Source organism: Streptomyces sp. NPDC005899 (genome assembly GCF_040629645.1).
Taxonomy (GTDB): Bacteria; Actinomycetota; Actinomycetes; order Streptomycetales; family Streptomycetaceae; genus Streptomyces.
Genome location: NZ_JBEXWB010000015.1, coordinates 1 through 13,441 on the forward strand (window position 1 = coordinate 1; position 13,441 = coordinate 13,441).

Below are 13,441 nucleotides of genomic sequence, written 5' to 3' on the forward strand. Positions count from 1 at the left end.
TCGCGTGCGTCTCGGCGACCTCGCCCGCCGGGTCGGAGTGGCGCACGAGCGTCGCCCCGACCGGTACGCGCAGCCGGCCGCCGGCCAGGACGTCGGCGGTGCGGATGAGGATCGGGGAGTCCAGGGTCTGCGTCCCGCCCGGCTCCTGCCGCAGGAGTGCCAGGGCGCCCGCGTAGTAGCCGCGGCCGCCGGCCTCGTACCGCTCGATCACCCGGCAGGCGTTCTGCACGGGGGAGCCGGTGACCGTGGCGGCGAACATGGTCTCCTTCAGGACCTCGCGCACGTCCAGGGAGGAGCGCCCGCGCAACTCGTACTCGGTGTGCGCGAGGTGGGCCATCTCCTTGAGCCGCGGGCCGATCACCACCCCGCCCATGTCGCCGACGGTGCACATCATCTTCAGCTCCTCGTCGACGACCATGGAGAGCTCCTCGGTCTCCTTGCGGTCGCCCAGGAAGGCCAGCAGGCTCTCGGCGGTCGGGCCCTGCGCGGGGTAGCGGTAGGTCCCGCTGATCGGGTTCATGACGACAGTGCCGCCCGACATCCGCACGTGGACCTCCGGACTGGCACCGACCAGCGTCCGGCCCCCGGTGTGGACGACGAACGTCCAGTAGGCGCCCCGCTCGCCGGCCAGCAGCCGGCGGAAGAGCGCCAGCGCGTCGGCCCGCCCGAAACCGGGGATCGCGCCCTCGAAGGTCCGGCGGATGACGAAGTTGGCCCCCTCGCCCCGCCCGATCTCGTCCTCGATCACCCGTCGGACGATCTCGGCGTACTCCTCGTCGCCGACGTCGAAGGCGCCACCCTCCACCCGCACGTCATGGGTGGGCAGCCCCGCCAGCACCTCGTCCAACGGCAGCTCGTGGGACTCGTCCGCGACCAGGACGGCCAGCGGGGTGCCGTCGTCGCGCACGTCGAAACCACGCTCCGCGATCTGCCGGAACGGCACCAGGGCCAGCGAGGGGCGCTCGCCCACGGGGATCGCGGCGAGCCGGTCCACCTCGTGCACCGCGCCGATCAGCACCTCGACGACGTCGTGGTCCCGGCCGGGGGTACGCCTGCGGAGCAGGGCGAAGGGAGGGCAGTCGTCCTGGAGCAGCCTGTGCAGGAGGTCGGTGACACGGTCGGGCATGGGAGTTCCTTCCGGATGGAGGAACGGCTCCCGTCTCGCCGACGCAGGAAGGCCGCCCCTCGGGGCGGCCTTCGCGAAGTCTGTACGCGCGATGATTCAGCGGGCCGCCGGATGAGCGGTCCACCACCAGTCACGGATCGTCTGCGCGAACATGCCCCGCACCCTAGCGGACGCGGGCCGGAACGGACGAGTACGTGTCTCACTTGGTGAGCGGCCGGACGGACCCGCTACTTCGACCCCGTAATGTTGTGGAGGTGACCGTGAACGCCAATACCTCCGTCGCCGGTGGCAACACCTGGCGAGACCTTCCCGCGGCGCAGCAGCCCGAGTACCCCGATGCCGAGGCCCTGCGCGATGTACTCGCGGACCTCGCGTCGTATCCGCCGCTCGTCTTCGCGGGCGAGTGCGACCAGCTGCGTGCCCGCCTGGGAGCCGTCGCCAAGGGCGAGGCGTTCCTGCTCCAGGGCGGCGACTGTGCCGAGGCGTTCGACGCCGTGTCGGCCGAGCACATCCGGGCGAAGCTGAAGACGCTGCTCCAGATGAGCGCCGTCCTGACGTACGCGGCGTCCGTGCCGGTCGTCAAGATCGGCCGCATCGCGGGGCAGTACTCCAAGCCGCGCTCCAAGCCGACCGAGACCCGCGACGGCGTGACCTTGCCCACGTACCGCGGCGACTCCGTCAACGGCTTCGAGTTCACCGAGGCGTCCCGCGTCCCGGACCCGGAGCGGCTGAAGCGGATGTACCACGCGTCCGCCTCGACGCTGAACCTGGTCCGCGCCTTCACCACGGGTGGGTACGCCGACCTGCGCCAGGTCCACGCCTGGAACCAGGACTTCGTGAAGTCCTCGCCCTCGGGCCAGCGGTACGAGGCCCTGGCCCGTGAGATCGACAACGCGCTCAACTTCATGAAGGCGTGCGGTACGGACCCGGCCGAATTCAAGGCCGTCGAGTTCTACGCCTCGCACGAGGCCCTGCTGCTGGACTACGAGTCGTCGCTCACGCGCACCGACTCGCGCACCGGTCAGCTCTACGACACCTCGGGCCACATGGTCTGGGTCGGCGAGCGCACCCGCCAGATGGACGGCGCGCACATCGAGTTCGCATCGAGGATCCGCAACCCCATCGGCATCAAGCTCGGCCCGACGACGACCGTCGACGAGGCGCTCGGTTACGTCGACCGCCTCGACCCCGAGCGCGAGCCCGGCCGGCTGACCTTCATCGTCCGGATGGGCGCCGACAAGGTCCGCGACAAGCTCCCCGAGCTGGTCGAGAAGGTCACCGCCTCGGGGGCCCAGGTCGTCTGGGTGACCGATCCGATGCACGGCAACACGTTCGAGGCCGCCTCCGGCCACAAGACGCGCCGCTTCGACGACGTCCTCGACGAGGTCAAGGGCTTCTTCGAGGTGCACAAGGCCCTCGGGACGCACCCGGGCGGCATCCACGTCGAGCTCACCGGTGACGACGTCACCGAGTGCGTCGGCGGCGGCCACGAGATCTTCGTGGACGACCTGCACCAGCGGTACGAGACCGCCTGCGACCCGCGTCTCAACCGCAGCCAGTCACTCGACCTGGCCTTCCTCGTCGCGGAGATGTACCGCGACCAGTAGGAGGCGTCCGCGGCGGTGACCGGTGGGGCACGGATCCATGTGATCCGTGCCCCACCGGCGTACCCGGGCTTTCGCGGACCACGAGGCCCCGCTAAGGTTAGGTTAGCCTCACCGAAACATCGGGACGGCGCCGCGAACGATCCCGTCGGGAGGTGAACCGCATGTACGTCTGCTCCTGCTTCGGCGTCACCGAGCAGCAGGTCAAGAAGCATGCGGCCGATGGTGCCTGCACGCCCCGCCAGATCGCCTCGGCCTGCAAGGCGGGCACGGACTGCGGCGGCTGCGTCCGCAGGATCCAGGCGCTCCTGGGCCGTGGCGACTGTTCGCGCCGTGACCACGTCGAAGGGCGCACTCCGCCGGCCGGCGTGCCCGCCACCCTGGGCGGACGCGGCACCCGGCTGGCCGACGCCGCCTGAACGGCCGCTGCGGAGCCGGCCGCCCGCCGGAGGGTCAGCTCTCCGGCTGCTCGATCAACTGGGCGATGTAGAGCGGCTCACCCAGCTTCTCGACGAGTTCGAGCTGTGTGTCGAGGTAGTCGATGTGGTGCTCCTCGTCCGCGAGAATGGCCTCGAAGATGTTCGCCGAGGTGACGTCGCCCTTCCCGCGCATCACCTCGATGCCCCGCCTGAGGCGGTCGATCGCCTCCGCCTCGACCTGGCGGTCCGCCTGGAACATCTCGGTGACCGTCTGGCCGACCCGCACGTGGAAGAGCCGCTGGTAGTTGGGCAGGCCCTCCAGGAAGAGGATCCGGTCGGTGAGGACCTCCGCGTGCTTCATCTCGTCGAACGACTCGGCCCGGGTGTACTTGGCGAGCTTCGTCCAGCCGAAGTTCTCCTGCATCTTCGCGTGCAGGAAGTACTGATTGATGGCAGTCAATTCGGCGGTCAGCTGTTCGTTCAGGAACTCGAGGACCTCGGGGTCGCCCTGCATCGCAGAGGCTCCTTCCGGACGGTGAACTGGGCAGGTGTGCGCGCATCCTCGCATCGCGCCCCCCACCCGTCCAGTAAGTGCATGCTTAGCGCGAGTTGCCCGAATCGCAGCTGCCCTGGTCATGACCACCCCTGCCTGTCTGTCACCATGGAGGCATGGGTCAGCCGGAAAGCCGGGAAAGCGGCACAGCGGAGCAGTCCGGGCTACCACCGGGACAGCGGCTGCAACGTGGCTGGCCGGTCACCCACTACGGTCCCGTGCCGAAGTTCAAGCCCGACCGGTGGGACTTCCGGGTCTTCGGAGCGACGGCCGACGGGGAGAAGCATTCCTGGAACCATCAGGAATTCTCGGCTCTGCCGTTCTCGTCCGTCCTCGCCGATCTCCACTGCGTGACCAAATTCAGCATGCTCGGCGCGGAATGGGGTGGGATCCTCGCCCGTGAGGTCGTGGAACTCGCACCGCCCGCACCCCACGTCACCCATGTCATGGTCTGGGCGGAATACGGATTCAGCTCGAATCTGCGGCTGACCGACTTCACGTCCGAGCGGACGCTGTTCGCCACCCACAAGGACGGAGAACTGCTCACCGCGGAACACGGGTTCCCGCTGCGGCTGGTCGTTCCCCACCTGTACGCCTGGAAGGGCCCCAAATGGGTCCGGGGCATCGAATACATGACGGCCGACCGCCGTGGTTTCTGGGAAGAGCGCGGCTACCACAACATCGGCGACCCGTGGAGCGAGCAGCGCTACTCCTACCAGGAGGAGCCCGGGGACGGCCCCGAGCTCTGACCCCGCGCGGGTGCGTTCAGTGGTACCGGTGCACCACGGCATGACCCTTCCCCCGGCCGATCATCCATTTGTTGACCGGCGTGGTGGCGACGAAGGCCGCTGCCAGGGCGACGGCCAGGGCGCCCCAGAAGGTGACGTCCGACAGCTGGGCCCCCATGGCGCCCGGCCACAGGGCGATCACCCCGTTGTCGACGAGCTCCATCACGGCGATGGACAGCGTGTCGGCGGCCAGGGCGACCCGGACGGCGGTGCGCGGCCCGACGCCCGCCCGGACGATCCCGCGCAGGGTGAGCGCGTAGCCGAAGAGGAACGCCAGGACGATCGCGAGGACCATCGTCCCCATGCTTCCCCAGCCGAGCGCGGTGCCCACGACCATGCCCAGCACCTCGCCGATCGCGCAGCCCGTGAGGCAGTGCAGAGTGGCCCGCGCCGCCATCGGCCAGCCGGCCGCGCCACCCGCGTGGCCGCTGTGGGAGTGGTCCGTGTCCGCGTGCGGCGGGTGTTCCGGATGGCCCGCGGGGTGGTGCGCCTGTGTGCCGTGCCGCATGAGAGGCCCCCTGTGTCCGACGGTGATTCCTTCCGACACCAGCAACCACATACCCCCTCGGGGTATTCCGCCCTCCGGCCTCCCTGTCGGACCCTTCCGGGCGCTACGCCGCAGTGGGTCCCCGGAGCTCCTTCAGCCGCGCCACGTCCGCCGCGTGTCCCTCCTTGCCGCCAGGCGTCTCGATGATCAGCGGCACGCCTGCCGTCGCCGGGTGCGCGAACAGCTCACGGAACGGCTCGGCGCCGATGTGCCCCGCCCCGATGTTCGCGTGCCGGTCCTTGTGCGCCCCCACCACGTCCTTGGAGTCGTTGGCGTGGATCAGCTTCAGCCGGCCCTCACCGACCGTCCCCACCAGCAGGTCCAGCGTCTGCCGCATGCCCGCCGGTCCCGCCAGGTCGTGGCCGGCCGCGTAGATGTGGCAGGTGTCCAGGCAGACACCGAGCTTGGGATGCGCGTCCAGGGCCTCGAAGTACGGCCCGAAGTCCCAGGTCCGCGAACAGAGCGAGGAACCCTGGCCCGCCGTCGACTCGAGCAGCAGGAACGGGTCGTCGTCACGGGTCAGCTCGTCCAGCAGCGGCCTCATGTGCGTACGGACCTGAGCGAGCGCCTGGGACCGGGGGCGCCCACCGGTCGCCGACCCCGTGTGCACCACCACACCCAGGGCCCCGATCTCCCGGGCCCGGCGCAGTGAGTGGCGGAGCGACACGACGGACCTCTCCACCGTGGCCTCGGTGTGCGAGCCGAAGTTGATCAGGTACGGAGCGTGCACGTAGGCGGGCACGGACTGCGCGGCGCACTCCGCGCGGAAGAGCTCGTCCTGGGCGGGGTCGCCGGCCGGGGTCGCCCAGCCGCGCGGGTTGGCGACGAAGACCTGCACGGTCTCCGCGGCCAGCTCCCGTGCGTAGCCGAGCCCGATCTTGGCGAGACCGCCGGCCACGGGGACGTGACCGCCTATCGGGTTGCGCATGTGTGCCGCCAGTCCTCCGTGGGCCCCGGCCGCTTCCGGCCGGGGGGTTTCGCGGTCCGTTCCGTGCCGGGGCCCCGTGCCCCGGCCGTGTGCCGCCTACAGGCCCTTCGTCCTGATGGTGATGCGCGAGCCCTCCGCCGCCTTCTTCCCGCCGTCGACCGACTGGCTCGCGACCGTGTCGCTGAAGGAGAGGAACGGACGGTCGACCTTGACCTCGAACCCCGCCCCCTCCAGTGTGCTCCGGGCCTCGTCGACGTCCTTACCGGTCACGTCGGGCACCTGCACCATGCGGGGACCCGCGGACACCGTCAGCTCCACGGTGTCGCCCTCGGCCACGTCCTCGCCCTCGGCGGGCGACTGCCGGGCGACGTCGCCCTCGGCCTCGGCGGAGTGCACCCGGTCCGGCCGCACCTTCGCCTCGAGGCCCACCTCGTCCAGGGCGGCCGTGGCCTCCTCGACGTCGAGCCCCGTGACGTCCGGTACGTCGACCGGGCTGCCCTTGCTCACGACGAGTGCGACCGCGGAGCCCGCGTGCCGCTCGGTGCCGACGGCGGGATCGGTGCGGACCACGTCACCCCGCCCCATCTCCTCGCTGAACTCGCGGGTCACCATCCCCTGCTCGAGACCCGCCTTCCTCAGCTCCCGCCGGGCGTCGGCCAGCGCGAGCCCCTCGATGTCGGGGACCTCCACGACCTCCGGGCCCCGCGAGATGACCAGCTTCACCGCGTCGTTGCCCCGGATCCGCTCACCGGAGCCGGGGTCGGTGCTCACCACCGTGCCGCGCTCCACGGTGTCGCTGTAGGCGTGGGCGACACCCTTCACGTCGAGGCCGGCCTCGGCGAGCCGCTTCTCCGCGGCCTCCTGGGTCTTGCCCAGCAGGGAGGGGACCCGGGTGAACTGACCGGAGTTGATGTACCAGACACCCGTGCCGGCCAGCACCAGCAGCAGGGCGACGAGCGCGGCGAGCATCCCCCGCCGGGGGACGGCCGCGAAGCGGCCCCGGGCGCCGCGCCCCCGGCCCGGGGGCGGCGGGGGCATCTCCAGACGGCTCGTGTGGTGCGCGGTGCCCTGGCCCGGCGGGATCACCCGGGGGATGACGCTCGTACGGTCCTCGGCACCGTCGCGGGCCTCGGCGACGGCCTGCGGAGGCACCGCGTCCAGCTGCTCCTCCGTGAGGACGGCCCTGGCCTCCCGGGAGAGCGCGAGCAGGGCGACCGCGTCGTGCGGGCGCGCCTCCGGGTCGCGGGTGGTGGCGACGGCCACCAGCCCGTCCAGCGCCGCCGCCAGGCCGGGGACGGCGGCGGACGGGGGCGGAACGTCCTCGTTGAGGTGCTGGTAGATGATCTGGGCGGCGGTGTCGCCGGTGTGCGGCTTGCCGCCGGTCAGCATCTCGTACAGCACGACACCGCAGGCGTAGACGTCGGCGCGGGTGTCGGCCGTACCGTGCTCGATCTGCTCCGGGGCGAGGTACGAGACGGTGCCGAGGAGCGACCCCGTCGTGTCCGTGACGGTGCCCACCGCGCGCACGAGCCCGAAGTCGGCCACCTTCACGCGGCCGTCGTCCCCGATGAGGACGTTCTCCGGCTTCATGTCACGGTGCACGAAACCCGCCCGGTGCGCGGCACCCAGGGCGGCGAGGACCGGCTCCAGGATGTCCAGCGCGGCTCTGGGCTGCAGGGCGCCGCGCTCGCGCAGCACGTCGCGCAGGGTGCACCCGGCCACGTACTCCATCGCCAGGTAGACGTACGCGCCCTGCGCGCCCTGGTCGAAGACGGCCACCACGTTGGGGTGGGCGAGCCGGGCGACGGACTTGGCCTCGCGGATGAAGCGCTCGACGAACGCCGCGTCGGTCGCGAGGGCCGGATGCATCACCTTGAGCGCGAGCACGCGGTCGAGCCGGGTGTCCACGGCCCGGTAGACCGTGGCCATACCGCCGACCGCGATGCGCGCGTCGATGCGATAGCGGCCGTCGAGCAGCTGCCCGACGAGCGGGTCCTGAAGGGTCGTGTCCGTGTCCACGGAGCGAGTCTACGAGCCACCACGGACACCGCGGACGGGCGCGGGCCGGCCCGGAGCCGTTCTGGAGCCGATCCGTGACAGGTCCACGCACGTGCGGTGACGGCGGAACCGCACCGGCGGCCCGGCCGTACGCCCGGTGCCGTTCAGAAGGCCGGGCGCTCGGGATCCAGCGCCGCCCGGCCTTCCGCGGGTGACGATGCCTCGGCGAAGTGGCGCCGCGGGATCCGGCCGGCCCGGTGGGCGAGACGGCCGGCGTCCACCGCGTGCCGCATCGCCGCGGCCATGAGCTCCGGCTCCTGCGCCCGGGTCACCGCCGAGGCGAGCATCACGGCGGAACACCCCAGTTCCATGGCCAGCGCGGCGTCCGAGGCGGTCCCCGCGCCCGCGTCCAGGATCACCGGGACCTCCGCGCGCTCGACGATCAGCTGGAAGTTGTGCGGGTTGCGGATCCCGAGGCCGGAGCCGATGGGGGAGCCGAGCGGCATGATCGCCGCGCACCCCACGTCCTGGAGCTTGCCGGCCAGCACCGGGTCGTCGTTCGTGTAGGGCAGCACGGTGAAGCCGTCGTCGACCAGCGTCTCGGCGGCGTCCAGCAGCTCCACCGGATCGGGCAGCAGGGTCCGCTCGTCGGCCACGACCTCCAGCTTGATCCAGTCGGTGCCCAGCGCCTCCCGGGCCAGCCGGGCGGTCAGCACGGCCTCGCCCGCGGTGAAGCAGCCCGCGGTGTTCGGCAGCACCCGTACCGAGAGCCGCTCCAGGACGGAGAGCACCGAGCCCCGCACCGTCGGATCGAGCCGGCGCATCGCCACGGTGGTCAGCTCGGTGCCCGAGGCGATGAGGGCGCGTTCCAGTACGTCGAGGCTGGGAGCCCCGCCCGTTCCCATGATCAGCCGGGACGAGAAGGCGGTGGAACCGAGGGTGAAGACGTCGTCGGACACGGTCAGCCCCCCTGGACGGCGGTGAGGACCTCGACACGGTCCCCGTCGGCGAGCACGGTGACGGGCCACTCACCGCGCGGGACGACGGCTTCGTTGACCGCCGCGGCGACCCCGGAGCGCGCCCCGGTCAGCTCCGCGACCAGGGAGTCCAGGGCGGTTCCCGCCGGGACCCCGCGCGCCTCCCCGTTGACGGACACGGACAGGGTCACGGACGCCGCCGGGGAGGGCGCGGCGGACGCGGGGGCGGATCCGGACACGGGCACCGGCTCGGCCGCGTGCGCGGAGGCACCCTCGGGCGTGGGCTCGGTCATGCGGGCTGCTCCTCGGAGACGGGGGTACGGACTGCGTCACGGGAAGGGACGGGGGGCCGGTCGAAACGGAGCGGGGCGAAGGGCCGCGCCATCTCCGGCAGCTCCCCGGTGTCGAGCACATGGGCCATCACGTCGCCCGTGACGGGCGTCAGCAGCACCCCGTTGCGGTGGTGGCCGGTCGCGAGGTGCAGGCCGGGCAGCCCGGTCGGCCCCAGCAGGGGGGCGTTGTCCGGGGAGGCGGGACGCAGCCCGGCGCGGGTCTCCGTCAACGGGAGCTCCGTGATCCCGGGCACCAGCTCGTGGGCGTCCCGCAGCAGCTCGTACACGCCGCCCGCGGTGACGGTGGTGTCCCAGCCCAGCTCCTCGGTGGTGGCGCCGACGACGAGCTCGCCGTCGGCGCGCGGCACGAGGTAGACATGACTGCCGCGCACCACGGCCCGGACCGTACGGCTGAGGAAGGGGGCGTACGCGGGCGGCACCGTCAGGCGCAGCACCTGCCCCTTCACCGGGCGGACCGGCGGCACGACCGCCTCCGGCAGCCCCTCCAGCCGGCCGCTGAGACTGCCGCCGGCCAGGACGACCTGCCCGGCGCCCACCTCCGTGCCGTCGGAGAGCACCCCGCCGGCCGCACGCCCGCCCGCGACGGACAACCGCCGGACCCAGGACCGGTGGAACACCACGCCGGCCCGCTCGCAGGCGGTGACGAGCGCGGAGGCGAGCCGCCGGGGGTCCACCTGGTGATCGCCGTCGGCCCGCAGACCCCCGCGCACGCCCGGCGCGAGCATCGGCTCCAGCCGGCGGCACTCGCGGCCGCTGAGCCACTCGGACCGCAGGCCCTCACGCAGGTGCAGGGCGTGGAGCTCCCGCAGGTGGGCCCGGTCGTCCGCGTCCAGTGCGACGGACAGGGTCCCGCAGGCGCGGAAGCCCGTCCCCCGCCCGCTCGCCTCCTCCAACTCGGCGACGAACGCCGGGTACCGGGCGGCCGAGGCCATGTTGAGGGCGAGCAGCGTCTGCTCGCCGTAGTGGAGTTCGGTGACGGCGGCGAGCATGCCCGCCGCGACCTGCGCGGCCCCTCCGCCCGGATCCGGGTCGGCCAGCGCCGTGCGCAGACCGCGCTGGGCGGACCGCCAGGCGGTCACCAGGCCGATGATGCCGCCCCCGACGACCAGGACGTCGGGTCGCTCTCCGATAACGCGCATGGGCGTCCAGCCCCTCCCTTCGCCGGCATGACCCGGATCAGGTTCGTACGGTCGGAGGCCGGTCAGCCTCCCTCTCAGCCCGGTGCGCCCGGGCTCCCGCGAGTGTTCTACGGTGGCCAGCCTAGACCCCGCCGCCCGCGGTCAGTAAGGGAGCAGCTGCCATGGCCCGTTCGCTCGACGGACTCGTCCTGTCGCCCGTCGCCGACCAGGCCCCCGGGCAGGTCGGCACCCGGACCCGCTTCACCTACCACGAGCGGGACGGCCGCGTCTGGGCCGAGTACGAGGGCGGCGACGTCGTCCGGGGGCATCTCGTCGGAACCCGGGAGGCGGACACCCTCGACTTCAGGTACGTCCAGCTGAAGCACGACGGCACCACCTCCGGCGGGCACTGCGTCTCGACCGTCACCGAGCTTCCGGACGGGCGGGTGCGGCTGGACGAACGCTGGGCGTGGGAGTCCCAGGAGGGCAGCGGGACCAGCGTCGTCGAGCAGCTCGCCCCCTGAACGCCCGTCACATGATTAGGGTGGACGGGTGAACGAGCAGACACCGGACCAGGCGGCGGAACGACCCCGGGGCGTCGTGGTGGTGGGCGCGGGCATGGCCGGCGTGCAGACGGCCGTGGCCCTGCGCGAGCAGGGGTTCACCGGCCCCGTCACCCTCATCGGCGCGGAACCGCACCAGCCCTACGACCGGCCGCCGTTGTCCAAGGCGGTCCTGCTCGGCAAGGCGGAGGACTCCGCCTTCGACGTCGACTTCGAGGCGCTGCGCATCACCCTGCGCCTCGGACTCGACGTGACCGGCCTGCGCGGCGAGGCACACGAACTGGACACCCAGGACGGGCCGGTGCCCTACGACGTCCTCGTGCTCGCCACCGGCGCCGAACCCGTCGGACTGCCGGGCTCGGACGGAGTGCCCGGCGTCCACCTGCTGCGCACCCTCGACGACGCCGCGCGCCTGCGGCCCGTCCTGGAGCGGCAGCACGACGTCGTGGTCGTGGGAGCGGGCTGGATCGGTGCCGAGTTCACCACCGCCGCCCGGGCCGCGGACTGCCGGGTCACCGTGGTCGAGGCCGCCGAACGCCCCCTGGCGGGGACCCTGCCCGCCGAGGTCGCGGCGCCGATGGCGGACTGGTACGCCGCGAGCGGGGCCGAACTCCTCACCGGCGCCCGCGTGGCCCGCGTCGAGCCGGGCGCCGTCCACCTCACGGACGGCCGGACCGTCCCGGCCGGAGCGGTGGTCGTCGGCATCGGTGCCCGGCCCGCCACCCGCTGGCTCGCCGGCTCCGGCATCGCCCTCGGGCCGGACGGCTCGGTCACCGCCGACAGCTCGCTGCGGACCTCACTCCCCGACGTCTACGCGGTGGGTGACTGCGCGTCCTTCCCTTCGGCCCGCTACGGCGAGCGGCTGCTCGTCCACCACTGGGACAACGCCCTCCAGGGGCCCCGGACGGCCGCCGCCGTCATCGCGGACGGCCGGCCCCGCACGTACGACCCGGTGCCCTACTTCTGGTCCGAGCAGTTCGGGCGCTTCGTGCAGTACGCGGGCCACCACGCCGGTGCGGACACCCTCGTGTGGCGCGGGGACCCCTCCGGCCGGGACTGGACGGTCTGCTGGCTGCGGCACGGGGTCCTGACCGCGCTGCTGGCGGTCAGCAGGCCGCGCGACCTCGCTCAGGGGCGCCGACTCGTCGAGGCGGGGGCGCGGATGGACGCGGAGCTCGTGGCGGACCCCTCGGTGCCCCTGAAGTCGGCGGCGCTCTAGCCTCGCGCACGCCCCGGACGGGCGGCCCGGCTACCGGCTGTCGGTCCGGGATGGCAGGCTTGTCCCCGTGACCGAGATTGACGCAAAGATCGATGCTCTCGTCCCCGCCTGGCTCCACCTGCCGGACATCGCGGAAATGCTCGATGTCCAGGTGACGCGTGTGAGGCAGCTGGTCAAGGAGGGCCAGCTCATCGCCGTACGCCGTGGTGAGAACCGGACGCTCCAGGTGCCGGCCGCCTTCATCGACGGCGACAAGGTCGTCAAGGGCCTCGCGGGGACCCTGACGCTCCTGAGGGACGACGGCTACAACGACGAAGAGATGCTGGAGTGGCTCTTCACCCCCGACCCGAGCCTGCCCGGCACCCCCGCGCAGGCCCTGAGCGAGAACCGCGGTACGGAGGTGAAGCGCCGGGCCCAGGCGCTCGCCGTCTGACCGGCCGACCGTGAGCGGGAGGCGGGCCGTGACCCACGGCCCGCCTCCCCCTCCTTCCGGCGCGCCGACGCCGTGACCCACTGACGTAACGGGGAGAACCACCATGTCCACGCCGCGTGAGCAGCTTTCCGACGCCCGGCTCTATCTGTGCACCGACGCCCGCAGGCGCCAGGGTGACCTGCCCGCCTTCCTCGACGCCGTGCTCTCGTCCGGAGTGGACATCGTCCAGCTCCGTGACAAGGGGATGGAAGCGGCCGAGGAGCTCGATCACCTGGCCGTCCTCGCCGACGCCTGCCGGCGCCACGGCGCCCTCCTGGCGGTGAACGACCGGGCCGACGTGGCCCACGCGGCCGGCTCCGACGTGCTGCACCTCGGACAGGGCGATCTGCCGGTTCGCGCCGCGCGCGCGGTCCTCGGCCAGGACGTGCTGATCGGCCGGTCCACCCACGCCGAGGCGGAGGTCGACGCCGCCGTCGCCGAGGCGGGCGTGGACTACTTCTGCACCGGGCCCTGCTGGCCCACGCCGACCAAGCCCGGCCGGCACGCTCCCGGTCTCGGCCTCGTGCGCTACGCCGCCTCGCTCGGCCCGGCGCGCCCCTGGTTCGCCATCGGCGGGATCGACGCCGGCAACCTGGACGAGGTGCTGGACGCCGGCGCCCGCCGGGTCGTCGTCGTGCGGGCGATCACCGAGGCGCAGGACCCGGGCGCGGCGGCGAAGGAGCTGGCCACCCGCATCAGGGCCCGCGCCCTAGCCTGACCAGGCGGAACTCCTGGCCGGCTGACGGCACGAGGACGGTCCCCGGCCCCGGGGGGCC

The 13,441-nt window shown here is 72.7% G+C and carries 16 protein-coding genes and 1 riboswitch; of the genes, 7 read left to right on the plus strand and 9 right to left on the minus strand.

Going from position 1 to position 13,441, the window contains the following annotated elements; genetic code table 11:
* Nucleotides 1–1,126, minus strand: a 1,126-nt coding sequence (locus ABZ371_RS03680; protein ID WP_358672946.1) for a chorismate-binding protein, incomplete at its 3' end; no start/stop codon positions are given.
* Nucleotides 1,127–1,222: 96 nt separating this feature from the next.
* Nucleotides 1,223–1,279: a trp operon leader peptide gene (locus ABZ371_RS03685; protein ID WP_358673010.1), complete on the minus strand. Its 57-nt coding sequence runs from the start codon at nucleotides 1,277–1,279 to the stop codon at nucleotides 1,223–1,225.
* A gap of 107 nt (nucleotides 1,280–1,386) precedes the next feature.
* On the opposite strand from ABZ371_RS03685, the gene ABZ371_RS03690 reads away from it, so the two are divergent.
* Both ABZ371_RS03690 and ABZ371_RS03695 read left to right on the plus strand, forming a co-directional pair.
* Nucleotides 1,387–2,733 (plus strand): class II 3-deoxy-7-phosphoheptulonate synthase, encoded by a 1,347-nt coding sequence (locus ABZ371_RS03690; protein WP_358672947.1) that lies wholly within the window; start codon nucleotides 1,387–1,389, stop codon nucleotides 2,731–2,733.
* A gap of 161 nt (nucleotides 2,734–2,894) precedes the next feature.
* Entirely contained in the window at nucleotides 2,895–3,149 is a 255-nt protein-coding gene (locus ABZ371_RS03695) for a (2Fe-2S)-binding protein (protein ID WP_358673012.1), read from the plus strand.
* A gap of 34 nt (nucleotides 3,150–3,183) precedes the next feature.
* On the opposite strand, the gene bfr is transcribed toward ABZ371_RS03695, so the two are convergent.
* Nucleotides 3,184–3,663, minus strand: coding sequence for a bacterioferritin (gene bfr, locus ABZ371_RS03700; RefSeq protein WP_358672948.1), 480 nt, complete (start codon nucleotides 3,661–3,663; stop codon nucleotides 3,184–3,186).
* Between the two features lie 155 nt (nucleotides 3,664–3,818).
* On the opposite strand from bfr, the gene ABZ371_RS03705 reads away from it, so the two are divergent.
* A complete protein-coding gene (locus ABZ371_RS03705; protein ID WP_358672949.1) occupies nucleotides 3,819–4,451 on the plus strand; it encodes a sulfite oxidase-like oxidoreductase in 633 nt (210 codons plus the stop codon).
* Between the two features lie 16 nt (nucleotides 4,452–4,467).
* Here the strand turns inward: ABZ371_RS03705 and ABZ371_RS03710 are convergent, their stop codons facing one another.
* The 6 genes from ABZ371_RS03710 to thiO all read right to left on the minus strand — a co-directional run bounded on the left by ABZ371_RS03710 (nucleotide 4,468) and on the right by thiO (nucleotide 10,432).
* Nucleotides 4,468–4,887, minus strand: a complete 420-nt coding sequence (locus tag ABZ371_RS03710) for a DUF4396 domain-containing protein (RefSeq protein WP_358673014.1) — start codon at nucleotides 4,885–4,887, stop codon at nucleotides 4,468–4,470.
* A 214-nt stretch (nucleotides 4,888–5,101) separates the two neighbouring features.
* Nucleotides 5,102–5,965 (minus strand): deoxyribonuclease IV, encoded by an 864-nt coding sequence (locus ABZ371_RS03715; RefSeq protein ID WP_358672950.1) that lies wholly within the window; start codon nucleotides 5,963–5,965, stop codon nucleotides 5,102–5,104.
* A 96-nt stretch (nucleotides 5,966–6,061) separates the two neighbouring features.
* Nucleotides 6,062–7,984 (minus strand): Stk1 family PASTA domain-containing Ser/Thr kinase, encoded by a 1,923-nt coding sequence (gene pknB / locus ABZ371_RS03720; RefSeq protein ID WP_358672951.1) that lies wholly within the window; start codon nucleotides 7,982–7,984, stop codon nucleotides 6,062–6,064.
* Between the two features lie 143 nt (nucleotides 7,985–8,127).
* Nucleotides 8,128–8,922 (minus strand): thiazole synthase, encoded by a 795-nt coding sequence (locus ABZ371_RS03725; RefSeq protein ID WP_358672952.1) that lies wholly within the window; start codon nucleotides 8,920–8,922, stop codon nucleotides 8,128–8,130.
* A 2-nt stretch (nucleotides 8,923–8,924) separates the two neighbouring features.
* Complete coding sequence (gene thiS, locus ABZ371_RS03730) at nucleotides 8,925–9,233, minus strand: sulfur carrier protein ThiS (protein ID WP_358672953.1); 309 nt, start codon at nucleotides 9,231–9,233, stop codon at nucleotides 8,925–8,927.
* The gene (gene thiO, locus ABZ371_RS03735; RefSeq protein ID WP_358672954.1) at nucleotides 9,230–10,432 is read right to left on the minus strand and encodes a glycine oxidase ThiO; all 1,203 of its coding nucleotides are present in this window, start codon (nucleotides 10,430–10,432) and stop codon (nucleotides 9,230–9,232) included. The genes thiS and thiO overlap by 4 nt, the downstream gene beginning before the upstream one ends.
* Nucleotides 10,430–10,542, minus strand: a riboswitch (TPP riboswitch). Its footprint overlaps the gene before it by 3 nt.
* A gap of 51 nt (nucleotides 10,543–10,593) precedes the next feature.
* Here thiO and ABZ371_RS03740 point away from each other — a divergent pair.
* The 4 genes from ABZ371_RS03740 to thiE all read left to right on the plus strand — a co-directional run bounded on the left by ABZ371_RS03740 (nucleotide 10,594) and on the right by thiE (nucleotide 13,383).
* Nucleotides 10,594–10,935, plus strand: coding sequence for a hypothetical protein (locus ABZ371_RS03740; RefSeq protein WP_358672955.1), 342 nt, complete (start codon nucleotides 10,594–10,596; stop codon nucleotides 10,933–10,935).
* A 28-nt stretch (nucleotides 10,936–10,963) separates the two neighbouring features.
* Complete coding sequence (locus tag ABZ371_RS03745) at nucleotides 10,964–12,193, plus strand: FAD-dependent oxidoreductase (protein ID WP_358672956.1); 1,230 nt, start codon at nucleotides 10,964–10,966, stop codon at nucleotides 12,191–12,193.
* A 67-nt stretch (nucleotides 12,194–12,260) separates the two neighbouring features.
* Nucleotides 12,261–12,626, plus strand: coding sequence for an Rv2175c family DNA-binding protein (locus ABZ371_RS03750; RefSeq protein ID WP_358672957.1), 366 nt, complete (start codon nucleotides 12,261–12,263; stop codon nucleotides 12,624–12,626).
* A gap of 103 nt (nucleotides 12,627–12,729) precedes the next feature.
* On the plus strand, nucleotides 12,730–13,383 hold the full coding sequence (gene thiE / locus ABZ371_RS03755; RefSeq protein ID WP_358672958.1) for a thiamine phosphate synthase: 654 nt from the start codon (nucleotides 12,730–12,732) through the stop codon (nucleotides 13,381–13,383).
* Nucleotides 13,384–13,441: the final 58 nt, after the last annotated feature.

Excerpts from the sequence above, each read along its gene's own strand:
- ABZ371_RS03695 (WP_358673012.1), top strand. The coding sequence starts at position 2,895 with ATGTACGTCTGCTCCTGCTTCGGCGTCACCGAGCAGCAGGTCAAGAAG.
- bfr (WP_358672948.1), bottom strand. The coding sequence starts at position 3,663 with ATGCAGGGCGACCCCGAGGTCCTCGAGTTCCTGAACGAACAGCTGACC.
- ABZ371_RS03705 (WP_358672949.1), top strand. The coding sequence starts at position 3,819 with ATGGGTCAGCCGGAAAGCCGGGAAAGCGGCACAGCGGAGCAGTCCGGG.
- ABZ371_RS03710 (WP_358673014.1), bottom strand. The coding sequence starts at position 4,887 with ATGGCGGCGCGGGCCACTCTGCACTGCCTCACGGGCTGCGCGATCGGC.
- ABZ371_RS03715 (WP_358672950.1), bottom strand. The coding sequence starts at position 5,965 with ATGCGCAACCCGATAGGCGGTCACGTCCCCGTGGCCGGCGGTCTCGCC.
- thiS (WP_358672953.1), bottom strand. The coding sequence starts at position 9,233 with ATGACCGAGCCCACGCCCGAGGGTGCCTCCGCGCACGCGGCCGAGCCG.
- thiO (WP_358672954.1), bottom strand. The coding sequence starts at position 10,432 with ATGCGCGTTATCGGAGAGCGACCCGACGTCCTGGTCGTCGGGGGCGGC.
- ABZ371_RS03740 (WP_358672955.1), top strand. The coding sequence starts at position 10,594 with ATGGCCCGTTCGCTCGACGGACTCGTCCTGTCGCCCGTCGCCGACCAG.
- thiE (WP_358672958.1), top strand. The coding sequence starts at position 12,730 with ATGTCCACGCCGCGTGAGCAGCTTTCCGACGCCCGGCTCTATCTGTGC.